Consider the following 18840-nt stretch of genomic DNA (forward strand, 5'->3'; position numbering starts at 1 on the left):
GGATAGAACAATGTTAGAACAACGTAATCCGGCGGAAGCATTAACTGTTTCTGTGCTAAATTCTCAATCTCAAGTAACCAACAAGCCATTACGCGACTCTGTAAAACAGGCTTTAAAAAATTACTTATCCCAATTAGACGGTCAAGATGTCAACGATCTTTATGAGTTGGTATTGGCAGAAGTTGAACATCCGATGTTGGATATGGTTATGCAATATACCCGTGGTAATCAAACCCGTGCAGCGACAATGCTAGGCATTAACCGTGGTACATTGCGTAAAAAATTAAAAAAATACGGTATGGGTTAGTTTTTAGCTCATTTTTCATTCTCGCCCTTGTCCTTATGACAAGGGCTTTTTTATTGTTTTTTCCCGTTTGTTTTTCTTGCGCAAACGTTTTCGTTTCTCCCGATTTCCTTTATAATAGCCCGCAATTTTTGTTTCAATTCAACCTCAAAGGTAATCCTCATGTTCCAAACTTTCCGTGGCTCTCCTGCCCTTTCCGAATTCCGTATCAATGGCTTAATGCAAAAATTCCAACAGCAACAATTACCGGTGAAATCCGTGTATGCGGAATATGTGCATTTTGTGGCATTAAATGACGCACTTTCTGCTGAACAGGAAGCCAAACTGAAAGCCTTGTTGCATTACGGTCCAACCTTGGCAGAACATGAAGCCAAAGGGGAAAGTTTTATTGTGATTCCGCGTGTCGGCACGATTTCCTCTTGGTCCTCCAAAGCTACCGATATCGCCCACAACTGCGGCTTAAACGAAGTGGAACGTATTGAGCGTGGTTTGGCGTATTACTTTGAATTGACACAGCCGTTAGATGAAAAAACAACGGAAAAACTGACCGCACTTTTACATGACCGCATGATGGAAACCGTCGTACGCAAGGCAGACGAGGCGGAAGTGTTGTTCCGTCAACAAGAACCAAAACCGTTCAAAACCGTGGATATTTTAAACGGTGGACGCAGTGCCTTAGAAAGTGCCAACGTGGAACTTGGATTGGCGTTGGCGGAAGATGAAATTGATTATTTGATGGAAAATTTCACCGCACTTGGACGCAATCCGCACGACATCGAACTGTACATGTTCGCGCAAGCCAACTCGGAACACTGTCGCCACAAAATTTTTAACGCCGACTGGATTATCGACGGCAAAAAACAGGACAAATCCCTGTTCAAAATGATCAAAAATACCTTTGAGAAAACCCCTGATTTTGTGCTTTCCGCGTATAAAGACAACGCGGCAGTGATGGAAGGTTCCAAAGCGGGACGTTTCTTCCCAGATGAAGACGGCATTTACCGTTATCACAATGAAGACACCCACATTTTGATGAAAGTGGAAACCCACAACCACCCGACCGCCATTTCTCCGTTCCCGGGGGCGGCAACCGGCTCCGGTGGGGAAATCCGTGACGAAGGCGCGACCGGTCGTGGTGCAAAACCGAAAGCGGGTTTGGTGGGCTTCTCTGTATCCAACTTATGCATACCAAACTTTGAACAACCTTGGGAAGCGCCGCTTTCCAAACCGAACCGTATTGCTTCCGCTTTAGACATTATGCTGGAAGGTCCGTTAGGTGGTGCAGCGTTTAACAACGAATTCGGTCGTCCTGCATTGCTTGGCTATTTCCGTACTTACGAACAAAAAGTGAATAGCTTCAATGGCGAAGAAGTGCGCGGCTACCACAAACCGATCATGTTGGCAGGCGGTATCGGCAACATTCGTGCCGAACACGTGCAAAAAGGCGACATTCCGGTGGGCGCAAAATTGGTTGTGCTTGGCGGTCCGGCAATGAACATCGGCTTAGGCGGTGGTGCCGCCTCTTCTATGGCATCCGGTAAATCCAAAGAAAACTTGGATTTCGCCTCCGTACAACGGGATAACCCTGAAATGGAACGTCGCTGCCAAGAAGTGATCGACCGTTGCTGGCAGCTAGGCGACGACAACCCGATTGCCTTTATTCACGACGTGGGCGCGGGCGGTTTATCTAACGCCATGCCGGAATTGGTGCATGACGGCGGTCGTGGCGGTAAATTTGAACTTCGTAAAATCTTAAGCGATGAGCGCGAAATGAGCCCGTTGGAAATTTGGTGTAACGAATCGCAAGAGCGTTATGTGCTTGCCATTCATCCGGAAAAACTACCGCACTTTGAGGAACTCTGCCGTCGTGAACGCGCGCCTTATGCGGTGATCGGCGAAGCTACGGAAGAAGAACATTTAACCTTACACGACGAGCATTTCAACAACGATCCGATTGATTTACCGATGGGCGTGTTGCTCGGCAAAACCCCGAAAATGACCCGCGATGTGCAAACCGCTAGCGTTAACGGCGAACCGCTTGAACAAAGCCAAATTCAATTAAAAGAGGCGTTACATCGCGTACTTCGTTTACCGGCAGTGGCGGAAAAAACCTTCTTAATTACCATCGGTGACCGCACGGTGACCGGCATGGTGGCACGTGATCAAATGGTCGGCCCGTGGCAAGTACCGGTGGCAGACTGCGCGGTGACCACGGCGACATTAGACAGCTACTACGGCGAAGCCATGTCTATGGGTGAACGTACGCCGGTAGCATTGCTAGATTTCGCTGCGTCTGCCCGTTTAGCTGTGGCAGAATCCTTAACCAACATTGCCGCCACGAATATCGGCGACATTAAACGCATTAAATTATCTGCCAACTGGATGTCTGCCGCAGGCCATAAAGGCGAAGACGCGGGCTTATACGCTGCGGTGAAAGCCGTGGGCGAAGAGCTTTGCCCACAATTAGGCTTAACCATCCCGGTAGGCAAAGACTCCATGTCCATGAAAACCACTTGGCAGGAAAACGGCGAGCAAAAAAGCGTGACCTCACCGCTTTCTTTGATCATCAGCGCCTTTGCTCGCGTGGAAGACGTGCGCAAAACCGTCACCCCACAATTACGCACCGATAAAGGACAATCCCGCTTGTTGTTGGTGGATTTGGGCGAAGGCAACAACCGCTTAGGCGCTACGGCGTTAGCACAGGTGTATGCGCAACTTGGCGACAAACCGGCGGATGTGGTCAACGCTGATACGCTGAAAAATTTCTTTAACGCCATGCAGGAATTGGTGGCGCAAGAAAAATTATTGGCATATCACGACCGCTCCGATGGCGGATTAATTGTCACCTTGGCAGAAATGGCATTTGCCGGACATTGTGGCGTGGCAGTGGATATCAGCGCCTTGGGTGACAACGATTTAGCCGTGTTATTTAACGAAGAATTGGGTGCAGTGATTCAAGTGCGCGACAGCGATTTGAGTCTCGTGCGCGATGTCTTTGCCAAACACAATGTGTTGCATTTGGTGAAAGAATTGGGTGCCGTGACTGAAGACGACGAAATTGAAATCACCCGTGGCAACAAAGTGTTACTCAATGAAAAACGCTCAGAATTACGCGGTATTTGGGCGGAATTGACTCATCAAATGCAACGCTTACGCGACAACCCGGAATGTGCCGACCAAGAATTTTCGGCGAAGAAAAATCTGCAGGACAAAGGCTTCTCCGCCCATTTAACTTACGACCCAAGCGAAGACATTGCTGCGCCTTATATTGCCACCGGAAAACGCCCGAAAGTGGCGGTGTTGCGTGAGCAAGGCGTCAACAGTCATGTTGAAATGGCGGCGGCATTTGACCGTGCCGGCTTTGAGGCCATTGATGTACACATGAGCGACTTGCATAATCGCCGTTATGACTTGCAACACTTCAATGCATTGGTGGCGTGCGGCGGCTTCTCTTACGGCGACGTGCTTGGCGCCGGTGGCGGTTGGGCGAAATCCATTTTATTTAACCCGCACTTACGGGATCAATTCAGCCAATTCTTTGAACGTGAAGACACGCTCGCACTTGGTATTTGCAACGGCTGTCAAATGCTTTCCACCTTGGCAGAAATTATTCCGGGCACGGAAAACTGGCCGCGTTTCGTGCGTAACAAATCCGAACGTTTTGAAGCCCGTGCCGCCTTGGTTCGCATTAACGAAAGCAACTCTCTGTGGTTCCAAGGCATGGCAGGCTCCCACATGCCAATTGCCGTTTCCCACGGCGAGGGCAGAGTGGAATTCAAAACACCCGGAGATCTGACCGCACTTCAAGGGCAAAACTTAATTGTGGCGCAATACATCGACAACAACCTCAACCCGACAGAAGTGTACCCGGCAAACCCGAACGGCTCCGCCCTTGGCATCACCGCCCTTTCCAACACGGATGGACGCGTCGCCATCATGATGCCACACCCGGAACGTGTCTTCCGCACCGTGAGCAACTCATGGCATCCGGAAGAGTGGGGAGAAGATGGAGCTTGGATGCGGGTGTTTAGGAATGCGAGGGTTGTGTTTAAATAATATAGTGTAATTATGAAATAGCGTTCCATAAGGAACGCTATTCTTTTATTAAAGGAATGAAATATGAAGAAACGTATTACTGCTAGAATGTATAAAGTCACTGAATGTCAGGAACCTAATAAATTTCATGAATTAAAGATTAATAACAGTAATATTCTTTTTTTAAGGTCTGTTTTGTTATCTAATAATTCTTTTTACGAGGATGAAAATGGCAATTGGTTATTAAAGTTTTTTTTAGGGGAACAATATGAGCAAGTTATATTTATTGATTTTTCTCAAAAAGAATTGAGTTATAAGAATCTTCAGGTTTTATCTCTTTCTAAATTGATCATAGATGATTCTGCTTTTGATGATCTTCTTGCTGAAGAGATTTCTCTTGAAATTAGAAAATCAAAAGCAATAAGGAAGCATCATTTTATAGAGTATCCATCTCATTATGAGCATATTGATGGTAGAGGAATGGGATTCTATTCTAGAATTCCTGACCAAGAATATAATTTCAGTCGTAGGCTAATTCTATTAGCTTTGGCTTATGCTTATTTAGGAGCTATTGAAAATATAAGCAATAGGCTTTCAGAATGTATTTGTTGCCAGAGTGATGATATTGAAAAGTTAAGACAGCTTTATATTGAAGCTACAAAGTTTAAAGCAGTGTTTTTATTTCATCAGCCAGTTTTGATGAAAAATATTAGTCTTATTGAAACATGGAAATATTTAGATAAAGTATTTGACATAAATTCTGCTTCAGATGAATTATTAGAGCAATTATCTAGTGTGCATTATATTTTAAATCTAGATGATGATAAAAAAAGAAAAAATATTGAGGATTTGAAAATTAAAAGGCAGGAGAAATGGAATATGTTATTTACAATGTTAGGTATTTTTATTGGATTAATAGAATTATTCAAATGATAAGCCTCATTGTTAATAAAGAACGATAAAAAAGTACTCTGTTTTTTAAACAAAAAAGGATAAGCCTTTCGACTTATCCTTTTTCATTTTTAAATTCAAGATTATTTCAATCCGGCTGCTGCACGTAACTCTGCGGCACGATCGATTTTTTCCCAAGGGAATTTTTCGCGACCGAAGTGGCCGTAAGCGGCGGTTTGGCGGTAAATTGGTTGGATTAAATCTAACATTTTAATTAAGCCGTACGGACGCAAATCAAAGAATTCACGTACGAGGCTGACCAACAATTCATTAGCAACTTTGCCTGTGCCGAAGGTTTCGATCATGATGGATGTCGGTTCGGCAACACCGATAGCGTAGGAAAGTTGGATTTCACAGCGATCGGCAAGGCCTGCGGCAACGATGTTTTTCGCTACATAACGGGCGGCGTAGGCGGCAGAACGGTCAACTTTTGATGGGTCTTTACCGGAGAATGCACCGCCACCGTGACGGGCTGCGCCGCCGTAAGTATCCACGATAATTTTACGGCCGGTTAAACCACAGTCACCCATTGGGCCACCGATAACGAAGCGGCCGGTTGGGTTGATGAAATATTTGGTGTCTTTGGATAACCAGTGCGCCGGCAATACCGGTTTGATGATTTCTTCCATCACGCCTTCATGCAAATCTTTTTGGCTGATGGTTTCAGCATGTTGAGTAGAAAGCACAACGGCATCAATGCCGACAATCTTGTGATCTTCATATTTAAACGTTAATTGGCTTTTTGCATCCGGACGCAACCAGTCTAATTTACCGCTTTTACGCACTTGCGCTTGGCGTTCCATTAAACGGTGGGCGTAAGTGATGGCGGCCGGCATGAATACATCGGTTTCATTGGTGGCGTAACCAAACATAATGCCTTGGTCGCCTGCGCCTTGATCTAACGGATTTTCACGATCCACGCCCTGATTGATGTCGGCAGATTGTTTGCCAATCGCGTTTAACACGGCACAGGAATGGCCGTCAAAGCCCATTTCGGAGCTGGTGTAACCGATGTCGCAAATGACTTCTCGGGCTAAATTTTCAATATCAACCCAAGCAGAGGTGGTGATTTCTCCGCCCACTAATGCCATCCCGGTTTTCACATAGGTTTCGCAGGCAACGCGAGCTTTCGGGTCTTGTTTAAGAATTTCGTCTAATACCGCATCAGAAATTTGATCGGCGATTTTATCCGGATGTCCTTCGGAAACGGATTCGGATGTAAATAAATATTGGCTCATTGTTTCTCCGGCATAATTTTATACAGAATAAATGTAAGGGTATTTGGAAGTATTTCCATCTGGACGGCTATAATACGCTTTTAGGCTAAAAATGCAACTTGTCAGAGGGATTTTGTCCATTTGCTATTAATAATGGCATCGGTAAAAAAGAAAAAACCCTCAACAAACGCTGAGGGTTTTCGATTAACACAACTAAAAAGATTAGCGACGTAAACCTAAACGAGCGATTAAGCTGCTGTAAAGTTCAAGATTAGTACGTTTTAAGTAATCTAAAAGTTTACGACGACGGGAAACCATGCGTAATAAACCGCGACGACCGTGGTGGTCTTTTTTGTGTTCAGCAAAGTGTGCTTGTAAGTGGTTGATTTGTGCGGTTAATAAAGCGATTTGAACTTCGGAAGAACCGGTGTCTTTACCATCGCGACCAAATTCAGCAACGATTTTTGCTTTTTGTTCAGTACTTAGAGACATAATAACTCCTAATATGAAGTGGTTAATGATACATCGTTCGCCGATCTCTAATTCAGCGACGACAAAGGAGTGTAGATTTTAGCCATTGCGCGGCGAAAAAGCAACGAATTTATCCTGTAATAACGCATTTAATTGCTCGGCAAATGCTGTTGGATTTTCTTGATGCGCATTATGCCCTGCTTGAGGAATAAGCGTCAGGTTCAGCTGATTTTCTAAGGCCATTTGCTTAAATTTATGATCTCGTTCGCCGCAGAAATACTCGATCGGATAAGGACTGTTTTTGACGTAAGGGCGTAAATCCGGTTGTTTAGCAAGGGAGGTCGCCAACAGCATTTGGGCGATATTATCGCCGCAGTTGGCTTGGCGTTTTTCAATCAATCCCTTGCGTTGGTCTTCCGTTAAATGGGCGAAGACAGGTTGTTGATACCAATCATTCAGTACGGAAGTCGCGGTTTCATGGTGAAAACGTTGCGCCCAAAACACGTCATTTTCCCACCGCACTTTTTTGTCTGCGTCATTCGTTAATCCAAGGTTGCCACCTTCAATAATCAGCCCTTGTAGGTTGTATTTGTCCTGTTGACTGCAAAGGGCGTAATAAAGCGCGATTCTGCCACCGAGGGAGTAGCCCACTAAAAAATAAGGGTGATTTCCTACCGCACTTTGGATGTGTTGTGCCACATAAGCGCAGGTATCATCAAAATCCTGTACTGGGTGATTTTTCGCGCTGCCGTGGAAAGGCAAATCCAAGGCAACGCAATGAAAGTGCGGTAGATTTTCCGTGAGTTTTTGCCAGTCGGCTTGGGTGCCGAGTAAGCCGTGTAAAAAAACGAGGTAAGGTTTCATAGCATTAAAAAAGCAAACTGGCGTGCGCGAGTTTGCTTTTGATCTTTCCGTTTATTCGCCAACAACCGCATAGCTGATTTGGTCGATGAGGCGTTTGTAAATGGTGCTGCCGTCATTCGGCGCGACTTTAATTTCGATGATAGTGGCTTCGCGACGTGAGTAGGCTTGTTTTAGCACGGAGCTTAAATCCGCCCAGGTATAAGGACGCGCATATTTTAAATCGAACATAGACGCCACTTGGGAAAACTCGGTGTGGTGCGGCATGCGATAGAACTTGTCTTTCACTTCAGCATCCACCGGCAACATATCAAAAATCGCGCCACCGTTGTTATTGATAATAAACAAAATAGTCGGTTGGGTAAGTTTTTTGAACAATGCCAGCGAGTTTAAATCATAGAGTGCGGAGGTATCACCCACTAAGGCGACGACCGGTTGGTTAGAACCGATACCAATGCCGGCAACGGTGGCAAGTAAACCGTCAATACCACTCGCCCCACGATTGGTATGGATCGGGTAGCCTTCCGGCAATTTGGTAAGCGCATCCACTAAACGCACAAATAAACTGTTGCCGAGGAAAAGGGTGCCATTGTTCGGCAGTAAACGTTCAATGTGGTGGGCCAAGGAAGCTTCATTTAAATTGCCGCCCACTTGCTGCTCAATAAAGGTGGCGCAGAATTTGGATAACGCCAACGCTTCTAATAACCATGGTTTTTGTCTTAACGGCGGGTGGGCGCGTAACCAATGATGAATTTTGGCGACAAAACGGGTGTGGGAATGATGGTAAGGATCCACCGCTTGTGGGTTTTCATCCACAATCCAATATTCGTTTTTAAATTCGGCTAAAAACTGGTTAATGCGTTTACTGATAAAACGGTTGCCAAGTTGAATGACAATATCTGCCTGCAACATTTTTTGTTTCACCGTTTGATTCGCAAGCCAAATATCCGCATAAGGCAAACTGGCTTCCACACCGGATTGAATATCGGTCAGTAACACCCAGCCCATGGTATTTGCCCAAGAAGCAATACCCATGGCTTGTTCTGCCGGCATTCTGCCCGCCACAATAATCCCGCGTTTGGTGCGCCACTGATCCCAGTGTTCGTGAATCAATACTTCTTGATGTTGCGCAGGGTAGGTTGTCCAACTTTTGTTTTGGCTTAACCAACGTTGAACGGGCGCTAACCAAGGATGGACGTCAATTTCTTCTGCATTGGCATCATATAAAGGCTCGGCGAAAGGCACATTAATGTGAATTACACCGGCTTCTTCCGCTTGTTTATGGCAGGCGTGCTCAATTTTTGAAATCAACCAGCTTGCAGCATAATCTTGGCTTGGGCGCGGAAGATTCAAATTGGCAAGGGGATAATCGGCAAACATATTTTCTTGTAAAATCGCCTGATTCGCACCGCACTCTAACAATTCCGGAGGGCGATCCGCAGTGAGTACAATCAGATTGACGTGACTTTGACGGGCTTCAATGATTGCCGGGTATAAATTGGCGGCAGCCGTGCCGGAAGTGACAATAACGGCAACGGGTTTTTTGGTGGATTTTGCGATGCCAAGGGCAAAAAAACCTAAACCGCGTTCATCAAAATGCGTATGGCAAAGGGCACGATTGGCATTTTGTAAACGTACGGCTTCCAATGTCAGTGGGGTCGAACGCGAACCGGGCGCGATACAAAAGTGGGTTACGCCTTGACGCACAAGGGTTTCCAAGATCACTTTTGACCAACAACGATTAAAGACGCTTACTGACATTTTTGCTCTCCGTTTTCAGATTTCGTTATTTTTAATAATGAGATTAATCCCGCGGCTTTGCGCTCGATTTCTTGCCATTCTAGCAAGGGAACTGAGCCTTCAACAATACCGGCGCCGGCAAACACATGAATTTTGTCTGCTTCAACAAAGGCAGAACGAATCGCTACACAAAACTCCGCTTGTTGTTGATTAAAAAAGCCTAATGTGCCCGCATACCAACTGCGATCGTAATGTTCAATTTGTTGTAACAATGCTTTCGCTTTTTGTTGCGGCAAACCGGCAACGGCAGCCGTCGGATGAATGGCTTGCAAACAGTTTAAGTCGGTACAGTTATCGGTTAAAAGTGCGGTGATTTCTCGGCGTAAATGTTGTACTTGACGAAGCTGTTTGATGCCGAGGTTGCCTACTTCAATGTGTTTCGTAAAGGGCGCTAAATTGGCGCAAATCCCATCCGCCACTAATTGGTTTTCATGAATGTTTTTCTTGTCGCTAAGTAACCAATCAGCTTGTTTACGATTGGCTTCATGATCCTCGCTCATGGGCGCGGTGCCTGCGAGGGCCTCTGTTTTTAAATGACGCTCATGACGCGCATACAACCGTTCCGGCGAAGAGCCAAGGAAACTTGTTTTGTCATCTTGCGTGAAAAGAAAGTGGTAGCAGCCTTTATTGTAAATTTCACTTTGCGCTAAAAAATCCTTGGCATTGAGTGGCTGATTGAGGGCAAAGGTGCTTTTATTAGCTAACACCAATTTGGTCACTGTTTTTTCATGAATTTGCGCCAGAGCCTTTTCTACCCAATTTGCCCATTGTGTTGGATTTGCTTGTTGTTCAATCAAATCCGCTTGGCTTTGAAGCGGTAAAAGTGCGGTCGTTTTTTCAAATGTTTTTAAAACCTGTAATGCTTTGTCTTTATTGTGAATAAGATTATCTTGGTCAATAAAAACCGTGACATTAATTTGATTATCGCGCTGTTCTAACACTAACTGTGGCAGAAAAAAGGTGGTTTGCCCGTAAAATTGAATGCCGCCGAAAAGAGGCAAATTGTGTTGATTCACGAAATCTTGCGCCGCATCTAATTGTTGAAATCTACGAACGGCGCCAATCGTGGCAAAACATTGTGTTGTTTGCTGTAATTGAAAATAGAATTGCGGATAGTGCGGTTGTGCTTTTAGCCAACCTAATAAATCAACATCGCATTCGGCTTGTGCTGAACAAACCGCAATGTGATGAGGTTGATTTAATTGTAATGCATTAATTTGATTGATTAATTGCGTTTTAAGTGATTGCAAACTATCCATTTTGAAAAAGCATTGTCTTTAACGGGAAAATAAGTTAAAAATGAACCGCAATTCTACCGCACTTTACGGGAATTTTTCACAAAATATTTCATTTCTTAATTACTCAAGGTCAAAACTATGGAACGCTTTCCCAAATCAGATAAATTAGAGCACGTTTGTTACGATATTCGCGGACCCGTGCACAAAGAGGCACTACGCCTTGAAGAAGAAGGGCATAAAATTTTAAAACTGAATATCGGTAACCCCGCGCCTTTTGGTTTTGAAGCGCCTGATGAAATTCTCGTTGATGTCTTACGCAATCTGCCTTCAGCACAAGGTTATTGTGATTCCAAAGGGCTTTATTCCGCCCGCAAAGCCATTGTGCAATATTATCAATCGAAAGATATTCGTAGTGTCACTGTGAATGATGTTTACATCGGAAACGGCGTGTCAGAGTTGATTACGATGGCGATGCAAGCACTGTTGAATGACGGTGATGAAGTGTTAATTCCTATGCCGGATTACCCATTATGGACTGCTGCGGCGACATTGGCGGGCGGTAAAGCGGTACATTATTTATGTGATGAACAGGCGGATTGGTTCCCGGATGTGGAAGACATTAAAAGCAAAGTCACCTCACGCACGAAAGCCATTGTGGTAATCAACCCGAACAACCCGACCGGTGCGGTTTACAGCAAAGAATTGTTGTTAGACATCGTTGAAGTGGCACGTCAGAATAATTTAATTATTTTTGCCGACGAGATTTACGACAAAATTTTATACGATGGTGCGGTACACCACCATATCGCGGCATTAGCGCCTGATTTATTAACGGTCACGTTTAACGGTTTATCTAAAGCCTATCGTGTTGCCGGTTTCCGCCAAGGTTGGATGATTTTAAATGGACCAAAAAAACACGCCAAAGGGTACATCGAAGGTTTGGATATGTTGGCGTCCATGCGTTTGTGTGCCAACGTGCCAATGCAACATGCGATTCAGACCGCACTTGGTGGCTATCAAAGCATTAATGAATTCATTTTGCCGGGCGGACGCTTGTTAGAACAACGCAATAAAGCCTATGAATTGCTCAACCAAATTCCGGGAATTAGTTGTACGAAGCCAATGGGAGCGTTGTATATGTTCCCGAAAATCGACATCAAAAAATTTAATATGTATGACGATGAAAAAATGGTGTTTGATTTATTGGCACAGGAAAAAGTCTTGTTGGTGCATGGCCGCGGTTTTAACTGGCATTCACCGGATCACTTCCGCATTGTAACATTGCCGTATGTTCATCAAATTGAAGAAGCCTTAGGCAAATTTGCTCGATTCTTATCCCATTATCATCAATAATGTTTTCCCGAACAAAAAGCCCCGAATATCCATTCGGGGCTTTTTGTTTAGCATAAAGTGCGGTCATTTTTTTGAATGATTTTTAGCTTCGCATTATTCACTAAAATTTTCCGGTAAAAATGCCTGCATATTGGACCACATGACACCACTTTCTTTTCCGTATTGCAAAACACAAGGGACTACTTCATCAATAGCCTCGCGTTGGCAAATATCTTGAAGTTTGATGTAAAAGCGTTTGGCAAGTGCACGAGCTTCTGGATTTTGGAAATAAAATAAGCCGATGCGGGAATATAAGCTTTTGAAACTATTTAAAATTAAACCATAAACGGGATTGTCTGAAGCAAATGCCAAATTGCGGAATACATCGTAGTCAAACTTTGTGTAATCTTCAGCCGTATCTTCTAAGTTATTGAGCGGTTGCAAAATACTGAGTGATTGTTCCTTTGCGCGTTTAAAGGCTTTGGGAATGTAAATCATTGAAATGTCAGTACGCGCTGAGCGCATGTTGGCAATAAGCGAAGGCAATCTTGTGCCATCGAGCTGAATCATGGTCTCTAGAATATTAAGACCGGAGGTTTCCCAAATATCATTGACTTTTGTTGGTTTACCATGTTGGATGCTGAGCCAACCATCACGCGCTAAGCGTTGTAAGACTTCACGTAACGTTGTTCTGGTAACACCAATTTTATCGGCAAGTTCACGTTCGGCAGGTAAATCAGAACCTGGGGGAAAATAATTATTCCAAATGCTTTTTACAATATATTCTTCAGCTAAAGCGGCAGGACTTTGCGCCTTCAGAAGAGTCGAGTCATTATGCATAATTGTTTAGTATAAATAGAGGGTAAATTCGCCGTTATTATCGTAGAAACGCCTATACATTACAATTAGATAATTATTTTTTAAATTCATTGACAATATTTGCGATTTTTGACAGAGTTGAACGCGGAATTGCCTCCAATAGCGTAGGTTAAAATATTGTTAATTAAAAGAATTAAGGTCAATTTGTATGGACAATTATCAACAGGCGTTTCTAAAAAACTTTTTGGGCTCGAGTCCGGACTGGTACAAAATAACGATTGTCGCCTTTCTTGTTATTAACCCTATCTTATTTTCAATTTCCCCTTTCTGGGCAGGTTGGTTATTAGTCATTGAATTCATTTTCACCTTGGCGATGGCACTAAAATGCTATCCGTTACAACCCGGCGGGTTACTTGCTATTGAAGCGATTTTTATTGGCATGACAACACCAGAGCACATTAAAGCAGAAGTGTTGGCTAACTTTGAAGTGATTTTGCTGTTGATGTTTATGGTGGCGGGTATTTACTTCATGAAGCAGTTATTGTTGTTTGTGTTCACTAAACTGCTTCTTAATATCCATTCTAAATTAGTGCTTTCCTTGGCGTTTTGCTTCAGTGCAGCTTTTTTATCGGCATTTTTGGATGCGTTAACTGTGGTTGCAGTAATCATCAGCGTTGCAATGGGATTTTATGGCGTGTACCACAAAGTCGCTTCTGGTGGCACGTTCTATGATTCTACCGATATTACGAATGACGAGAAAATCGGTACTCACCATGAAACCTTAGAAGAATTCCGCGCCTTTTTACGTAGCTTAATGATGCATGCCGGGGTTGGTACTGCATTGGGTGGTGTTATGACGATGGTTGGTGAACCGCAGAACTTGATTATCGCGGATCAAGCCGGTTGGAATTTTGTTGAGTTCTTCCTTCGCATGGCACCGGTGACTGTTCCAGTCTTTGTTTTTGGCTTGCTAACTTGTGTTGCGTTAGAGAAATTTCATTTGTTCGGATACGGTGCAAAATTACCGCAAAAGGTATGGGAAGTATTGGCCGATTTTGATCGCGCCAATATGAAAAAAATGAGTAAACAAGAACGTCTGAAACTCATCGTACAAGCAATAGTCGGTATTTGGTTGATTATCGGTTTAGCATTTCATTTAGCTTCCGTAGGGTTGATCGGGTTAAGCATTATTATTTTATGTACTTCATTTTGTGGTATTACAAGTGAACATGCTTTGGGTAAGGCTTTCCAAGAATCTTTACCGTTTACCGCACTTTTAGTAGTGTTCTTTACGATTGTTGCAGTGATTATTGACCAAAAACTTTTTGCACCGATTGTGCATTATGTTTTGTCTGCAGAAGAAAGCACTCAACTCACGTTATTCTACGCTTTCAACGGTATCCTTTCTGCTATTTCCGATAACGTATTTGTGGCAACAGTTTATATTAACGAAGCAAAAAATGCGTTGGCAGCGAATATTATTCCACCGCATCAGTTTGAATTATTAGCTGTGGCGATTAATACGGGGACTAACTTGCCTTCCGTCGCAACACCAAACGGACAAGCAGCTTTCTTATTCTTATTGACATCATCGCTTGCGCCACTTATTAACCTCTCTTACGGTAGAATGGTTTACATGGCGTTACCTTACACCATTGTGTTATCGTTGGTAGGTTTATTGGCTGTGGAATATATTTTACCGCCAATGACAATTTTGTTGGCGAATTTAGGCCTAATCATGCCAATTTAACATTTTTTAGGGAGAAAGAGCGCTATGCTAAAATTTTTCAAAACACTTTCCGTACAACGTAGCGGTTGGTTGTTATTGATAATCTCAGCATTGGTGTTGGAAGGGATTGCACTTTACTTCCAATATGGCATGGAATTGCAGCCTTGTGTGATGTGCGTTTATGAACGAGTCGCATTGTTTGGATTAGCCTTTGCTGGACTTTTCGGTTTAATCGCACCACGTTTTTTAATAGTCCGTTTATTGGCGCTATTAATTGGTTTTGTCAGCGTGGTTAAAGGACTGTTGCTTTCTCTCAAACATGTAGACTACCAACTTCATCCTGCACCTTGGAATCAATGTTCTTATTTGCCGGAATTTCCACAAACGCTACCGTTGGATAAATGGTTTCCAGTGCTATTTCAACCTACTGGCTCTTGTGAGAATGTGGCTTGGTCATTCCTTGGCTTTTCAATGGCGCAATGGATTGTAGTCATGTTTGCCATTTATTTGCTTGTGTTGTTACTTGTTTTAATTAGCCAATTTAAGCGTCTTGATACGAGAGGGAGAAGACGTTTATTCAAGTAACGTTTTCTATTGAATAGATGTAAAAAAATGGTGTTGTATAAAACAACACCATTTTTTATTTTATATATCTTGCACCACGAATTGTAACGCATGGCGGGCAAATAATTTCGCTTTACGTTGTTTTAAATGCTTTAAACGCAAAGTACGTGCTTGTTGTTGATGAATGAATTTTTTCTTAGTTGGTTTGAGAAATCTTTTCTTGTGCATGGATATTTTCCTCTGTTTGCCGATTTTCATGTTGTTTATTTTCATTCAAATAAGAATGGTCTTTCTCTGCATTTTTGCTCTCATTATCAGATTCTTGCGTTAATTTCTCGCTTTGATTTTGCTGAACACGATAATAATTCACAATGCTATTCATGTAACGACGAATATTTTCGATGTATTGAAACGCTTCATAGCCTCGTGCATAGCCGTATTTAAGGTTTGAATAGTAACGTTTTTCGGCTAATAAAGGTAAATTCTTTTTGACATCAAGCCAGTTATCCGGGTTACCACCTAAATTTTTGGTGAGACGGCGGGCATCCAGTAAATGGCCTAGCCCCATGTTATACGCTGCCAGGGCAAACCAAATTCTTTCTTCATCATTGATACTGGTAGGCATCTGTTCAAGCAACCAATGTAAATATTCTGAACCGGCTTTGATACTTTGCTCGGGATCGGTTCGATCCTGAATTTTCATATGTTCCGCGGTATCTTTCGTCAGCATCATGATGCCTCGAACACCTGTTGGTGAGGTGGCATCTGGGTTCCAATGGGATTCCTGATAGGCGATTGCTGCTAATAAGCGCCAGTCCAAATCACCTTTATGCTTAGTAAAGAGCGGTTCAAATTTTGGAAGAATTGTTTCTATCGCATTTAAATAAGATTTTGCGTCAACATAGTCAAAGTCGCGAAAATGGCTAAAATATTTTTCTTCAATATTGGCAATTAAGCCGGAATCTATAGCGCCATTCATGAAATCTAATAAAGCTGATTGCAATTCATTGGATGCGTTATTCGCTAGATACCAATGCACGCTCATTTCATCGGTTAAGTCAAAAGCCACCGCAATTTGTGGCTTAATATGTTGAGCCGCTGAAATATCCAAAGAATTGGCAATTGTATAGTCAATTTTGCCATCAGCAACTTGTAACAACAGTTCTTCTTGCGTTTGTTTTTTATCTACCACCCAGGTTAGATGGGGATTTTTTAGTTTGGCCTCTTTCAGAATATGTTCCAATTCTACATTATCTGGAATGACGAGTTGGCTATTAATTTGTGCTAGTGAACGTGGCCGATTTTCACCTTTTCGATAAGCAATTTGCCAAGAAGCAGAATAATATGACGGTCCCAATTGGAAATGTTCAACTTTATTGGGCTGATAAAAAAGATTGGCCGCCGCAATATCAATAGCATGATCATTTAAGGCGGTGAAAAGTTCTTCACTGTTGTTTAACGGTTTGATTTCTAGCTCAACGTTCAAATAATCCGCAAACGCTTTACTGAGTTCATATTCTAAACCGGATTGCCCTTCTGCATTGATAAAGTAAGAAATAGGATTGTTAATAGTACCTACAATTAATTTGCCACGACGTTGAATGGCGTGATAAGGATTTTCTTCCGAAGACATGATTTGTTGCCATGGAAATACCATATCTAACGCCCATAAGAGCAAGCATATGCCTGCAATAATGCGTAAAAATAAACCTTTCAAATGATCTCTTTCTCTAAAAAATATTAGCGATTCCGCTCAATAATGACACCAACGTTATTGGCTTGTGCAACAGCTTTTGGTTTACTCAATTTGAGTCGAAGTCGACTAATGTTAAATTGATGTTGTAATTGATCTGCCACTTCATTGGCAACCCGTTCGATTAAAAAGAATGGCTTGGATTGCACGTAATCAATGATAAATTGGCTGATTTCGGCATAATTTAACGTGTATTGAACATCATCAGTTATCGCAGCCTGACGCGTATCCCAAGCCATTTCGACATCAAAGATCAGTTTTTGTTTAATTTGTTGTTCCCAATCATAAACGCCAATTTGCGCAAATACGCTCAATCCTTCAATAAAAATGAGATCTTTCATGATGTTCCTATCGTTATCGCTTAAATTTTTGTGGGCTTATACTATCAACTTTGGGTACAATAGACGAACAATTTTTCCACTCCAAGGAAGTCCTATGAGCCTTTTCGCCCTTTTCTACATGTTATTGAGCTATTTACTGGGTTCTATTTCTAGCGCGATTTTATTATGTCGTATTGCCGGCTTACCGGATCCAAGAAAAACAGGATCGAATAATCCTGGCGCAACAAATGTATTACGTATTGGTGGACGTTGGATTGCGCTTGGGGTTTTAATTTGTGACATCTTAAAAGGTATGTTGCCGGTTTGGCTCGGTTACTCTTTAGGCTTAACCCAATTTGAATTAGGCATGGTGGCGTTAGGGGCATGTTTAGGGCATATTTTTCCTATTTTCTTCAAGTTTAAAGGAGGAAAGGGAGTAGCAACAGCTTTCGGAGCCATTGCACCAATTGGTTGGGGGGTATTATTTTCTACATTGGGAACTTGGGTTTTCGTCTTCCTCATTAGCGGTTATTCCTCCCTTAGCGCAGTGATTAGCGCGTTATTAGTTCCGCTCTATGTTTGGTGGTTTAAACCGGAGTTCACCTTTCCTGTTGCTTTAGTTTGTTGTCTTCTCATTTATCGTCACCATGAGAATATTCAACGTTTATGGCGCGGAGAAGAAGATAAAATGTGGAATAAGTTTAAAAAGTAGAAGTGAAAAGTAAGAATAAAAAAGTGCGGTCATTTTTGACCGCACTTTTTGTTTTTATAAGCCTTAATTAGTGGTGAACACCGGCTAATGCTTTTTCAAAGCGTTCGTTAGCAAAATCCCAGTTCAATACATTCCAGAATTCTTTGATGTAGTCTGGACGGCGGTTTTGGAATTTCAAATAGTAAGCGTGTTCCCAAACGTCTAAACCGAAGATTGGTGTGCCTGAACAGCCGGCAAATTCTTTACCCATAATTGGGTTGTCTTGGTTTGCTGTAGAAACCACGGCAAGTTTGCCGTTTTCTAACACTAACCATGCCCAACCGGAACCAAAACGGGTCGCTGCCGCTTTTTCAAATTCCGCTTTGAAGTTTTCAACGGAACCAAAATCACGTTCGATGGCATCTTTTAGTGCGCCTTGTAATGTTGTGCCTTTTTTCAAACTTTTCCAGAATAAGCTGTGGTTTAAGTGACCACCTGCATTGTTGCGTAATGCCGGGCGTTTTTCAGGTGCAACTTCATGTAAGTGCGCCAATAATTTACCCGGGCAACCACTGGCAAGTTCTTGTAATTCCGGGGAGTTTTCTAACACCGCGTTAGCATTGTTGACATAGGCTTGGTGGTGTTTAGTATGGTGGATTTCCATAGTTTGCGCATCGAAATGGGGTTCTAATGCGTCATAGGCATAACCTAATTCAGGTAAAGTATAAGCCATAATTTTTTCCTTTTGTTAGAGT

The 18840-nt window shown here is 42.9% G+C and carries 17 protein-coding genes; 7 read left to right on the forward strand and 10 right to left on the reverse strand.

Annotation, left to right across the window (positions count from 1 at the left end; translation table 11 throughout):
- The first annotated feature begins 10 nt into the window (after positions 1 to 10).
- The 3 genes from fis to HMPREF9064_RS07585 all read left to right on the forward strand — a co-directional run bounded on the left by fis (position 11) and on the right by HMPREF9064_RS07585 (position 5272).
- Entirely contained in the window at positions 11 to 307 is a 297-nt protein-coding gene (fis, locus tag HMPREF9064_RS07595; RefSeq protein WP_032997766.1) for a DNA-binding transcriptional regulator Fis, read from the forward strand.
- A 159-nt stretch (positions 308 to 466) separates the two neighbouring features.
- Positions 467 to 4360, forward strand: a complete 3894-nt coding sequence (gene purL, locus HMPREF9064_RS07590) for a phosphoribosylformylglycinamidine synthase (protein ID WP_006717093.1) — start codon at positions 467 to 469, stop codon at positions 4358 to 4360.
- Between the two features lie 63 nt (positions 4361 to 4423).
- Complete coding sequence (locus HMPREF9064_RS07585) at positions 4424 to 5272, forward strand: hypothetical protein (protein ID WP_006717095.1); 849 nt, start codon at positions 4424 to 4426, stop codon at positions 5270 to 5272.
- 101 nt (positions 5273 to 5373) lie between these two features.
- Here HMPREF9064_RS07585 and metK read toward each other — a convergent pair whose 3' ends face one another.
- The 5 genes from metK to HMPREF9064_RS07565 form a co-directional block, all read right to left on the reverse strand.
- Positions 5374 to 6528 carry a methionine adenosyltransferase gene (gene metK / locus HMPREF9064_RS07580; protein WP_006717097.1) on the reverse strand — a complete coding sequence of 385 codons (1155 nt, stop codon included), beginning with the start codon at positions 6526 to 6528 and terminating at the stop codon, positions 5374 to 5376.
- Positions 6529 to 6729: 201 nt separating this feature from the next.
- Complete coding sequence (gene rpsO, locus HMPREF9064_RS0109390; protein ID WP_021615823.1) at positions 6730 to 6999, reverse strand: 30S ribosomal protein S15; 270 nt, start codon at positions 6997 to 6999, stop codon at positions 6730 to 6732.
- A 78-nt stretch (positions 7000 to 7077) separates the two neighbouring features.
- Positions 7078 to 7842 (reverse strand): 2-succinyl-6-hydroxy-2,4-cyclohexadiene-1-carboxylate synthase, encoded by a 765-nt coding sequence (menH, locus tag HMPREF9064_RS07575; RefSeq protein ID WP_006717099.1) that lies wholly within the window; start codon positions 7840 to 7842, stop codon positions 7078 to 7080.
- Positions 7843 to 7893: 51 nt separating this feature from the next.
- A complete protein-coding gene (gene menD / locus HMPREF9064_RS07570; RefSeq protein WP_006717101.1) occupies positions 7894 to 9600 on the reverse strand; it encodes a 2-succinyl-5-enolpyruvyl-6-hydroxy-3-cyclohexene-1-carboxylic-acid synthase in 1707 nt (568 codons plus the stop codon).
- Positions 9591 to 10898, reverse strand: coding sequence for an isochorismate synthase (locus tag HMPREF9064_RS07565; protein WP_006717104.1), 1308 nt, complete (start codon positions 10896 to 10898; stop codon positions 9591 to 9593). Before HMPREF9064_RS07565 ends, menD begins: the two co-directional genes overlap by 10 nt.
- A gap of 117 nt (positions 10899 to 11015) precedes the next feature.
- Between HMPREF9064_RS07565 and HMPREF9064_RS07560 the strand changes: the two genes are divergently transcribed.
- Positions 11016 to 12230, forward strand: a complete 1215-nt coding sequence (locus HMPREF9064_RS07560) for a pyridoxal phosphate-dependent aminotransferase (protein ID WP_006717107.1) — start codon at positions 11016 to 11018, stop codon at positions 12228 to 12230.
- Between the two features lie 93 nt (positions 12231 to 12323).
- Here HMPREF9064_RS07560 and fadR read toward each other — a convergent pair whose 3' ends face one another.
- Positions 12324 to 13049, reverse strand: a complete 726-nt coding sequence (fadR, locus tag HMPREF9064_RS07555; RefSeq protein ID WP_006717109.1) for a fatty acid metabolism transcriptional regulator FadR — start codon at positions 13047 to 13049, stop codon at positions 12324 to 12326.
- A gap of 187 nt (positions 13050 to 13236) precedes the next feature.
- Here fadR and nhaB point away from each other — a divergent pair, with 187 nt between their 5' ends.
- Positions 13237 to 14778, forward strand: coding sequence for a Na(+)/H(+) antiporter NhaB (nhaB, locus tag HMPREF9064_RS07550; protein ID WP_006717111.1), 1542 nt, complete (start codon positions 13237 to 13239; stop codon positions 14776 to 14778).
- A 24-nt stretch (positions 14779 to 14802) separates the two neighbouring features.
- Positions 14803 to 15342 carry a disulfide bond formation protein DsbB gene (gene dsbB, locus HMPREF9064_RS07545; protein WP_006717113.1) on the forward strand — a complete coding sequence of 180 codons (540 nt, stop codon included), beginning with the start codon at positions 14803 to 14805 and terminating at the stop codon, positions 15340 to 15342.
- A gap of 60 nt (positions 15343 to 15402) precedes the next feature.
- Here dsbB and HMPREF9064_RS09955 read toward each other — a convergent pair whose 3' ends face one another.
- Genes HMPREF9064_RS09955 through folB form a run of 3 tightly spaced genes read right to left on the reverse strand, consistent with a single transcriptional unit; the run spans position 15403 to position 17415 of the window.
- Entirely contained in the window at positions 15403 to 15549 is a 147-nt protein-coding gene (locus HMPREF9064_RS09955) for a hypothetical protein (RefSeq protein ID WP_006717115.1), read from the reverse strand.
- The gene (gene mltF, locus HMPREF9064_RS07540) at positions 15518 to 17038 is read right to left on the reverse strand and encodes a membrane-bound lytic murein transglycosylase MltF (protein ID WP_006717117.1); all 1521 of its coding nucleotides are present in this window, start codon (positions 17036 to 17038) and stop codon (positions 15518 to 15520) included. The genes HMPREF9064_RS09955 and mltF overlap by 32 nt, the downstream gene beginning before the upstream one ends.
- Positions 17039 to 17061: 23 nt before the next feature.
- A complete protein-coding gene (folB, locus tag HMPREF9064_RS07535; RefSeq protein WP_006717119.1) occupies positions 17062 to 17415 on the reverse strand; it encodes a dihydroneopterin aldolase in 354 nt (117 codons plus the stop codon).
- Between the two features lie 94 nt (positions 17416 to 17509).
- Between folB and plsY the strand changes: the two genes are divergently transcribed.
- Complete coding sequence (plsY, locus tag HMPREF9064_RS07530; protein ID WP_032997768.1) at positions 17510 to 18106, forward strand: glycerol-3-phosphate 1-O-acyltransferase PlsY; 597 nt, start codon at positions 17510 to 17512, stop codon at positions 18104 to 18106.
- 67 nt (positions 18107 to 18173) lie between these two features.
- Here the strand turns inward: plsY and sodA are convergent, their stop codons facing one another.
- Entirely contained in the window at positions 18174 to 18818 is a 645-nt protein-coding gene (sodA, locus tag HMPREF9064_RS07525; protein WP_006717123.1) for a superoxide dismutase [Mn], read from the reverse strand.
- Between the last annotated feature and the right edge of the window lie 22 nt (positions 18819 to 18840).

It is taken from the genome of Aggregatibacter segnis ATCC 33393, from assembly GCF_000185305.1.
GTDB classification, from domain to species: Bacteria; Pseudomonadota; Gammaproteobacteria; order Enterobacterales; family Pasteurellaceae; genus Aggregatibacter; species Aggregatibacter segnis.

What these genes read in the sequence shown, in the direction of transcription:
- dsbB (WP_006717113.1), top strand. Translation starts at nt 14,803, where the DNA reads ATGCTAAAATTTTTCAAAACACTTTCCGTACAACGTAGCGGTTGGTTG.
- purL (WP_006717093.1), top strand. Translation starts at nt 467, where the DNA reads ATGTTCCAAACTTTCCGTGGCTCTCCTGCCCTTTCCGAATTCCGTATC.
- metK (WP_006717097.1), bottom strand. Translation starts at nt 6,528, where the DNA reads ATGAGCCAATATTTATTTACATCCGAATCCGTTTCCGAAGGACATCCG.
- fis (WP_032997766.1), top strand. Translation starts at nt 11, where the DNA reads ATGTTAGAACAACGTAATCCGGCGGAAGCATTAACTGTTTCTGTGCTA.
- rpsO (WP_021615823.1), bottom strand. Translation starts at nt 6,999, where the DNA reads ATGTCTCTAAGTACTGAACAAAAAGCAAAAATCGTTGCTGAATTTGGT.
- HMPREF9064_RS09955 (WP_006717115.1), bottom strand. Translation starts at nt 15,549, where the DNA reads ATGCACAAGAAAAGATTTCTCAAACCAACTAAGAAAAAATTCATTCAT.
- menD (WP_006717101.1), bottom strand. Translation starts at nt 9,600, where the DNA reads ATGTCAGTAAGCGTCTTTAATCGTTGTTGGTCAAAAGTGATCTTGGAA.
- folB (WP_006717119.1), bottom strand. Translation starts at nt 17,415, where the DNA reads ATGAAAGATCTCATTTTTATTGAAGGATTGAGCGTATTTGCGCAAATT.
- sodA (WP_006717123.1), bottom strand. Translation starts at nt 18,818, where the DNA reads ATGGCTTATACTTTACCTGAATTAGGTTATGCCTATGACGCATTAGAA.
- fadR (WP_006717109.1), bottom strand. Translation starts at nt 13,049, where the DNA reads ATGCATAATGACTCGACTCTTCTGAAGGCGCAAAGTCCTGCCGCTTTA.
- HMPREF9064_RS07560 (WP_006717107.1), top strand. Translation starts at nt 11,016, where the DNA reads ATGGAACGCTTTCCCAAATCAGATAAATTAGAGCACGTTTGTTACGAT.
- menH (WP_006717099.1), bottom strand. Translation starts at nt 7,842, where the DNA reads ATGAAACCTTACCTCGTTTTTTTACACGGCTTACTCGGCACCCAAGCC.
- HMPREF9064_RS07585 (WP_006717095.1), top strand. Translation starts at nt 4,424, where the DNA reads ATGAAGAAACGTATTACTGCTAGAATGTATAAAGTCACTGAATGTCAG.
- plsY (WP_032997768.1), top strand. Translation starts at nt 17,510, where the DNA reads ATGAGCCTTTTCGCCCTTTTCTACATGTTATTGAGCTATTTACTGGGT.
- nhaB (WP_006717111.1), top strand. Translation starts at nt 13,237, where the DNA reads ATGGACAATTATCAACAGGCGTTTCTAAAAAACTTTTTGGGCTCGAGT.
- HMPREF9064_RS07565 (WP_006717104.1), bottom strand. Translation starts at nt 10,898, where the DNA reads ATGGATAGTTTGCAATCACTTAAAACGCAATTAATCAATCAAATTAAT.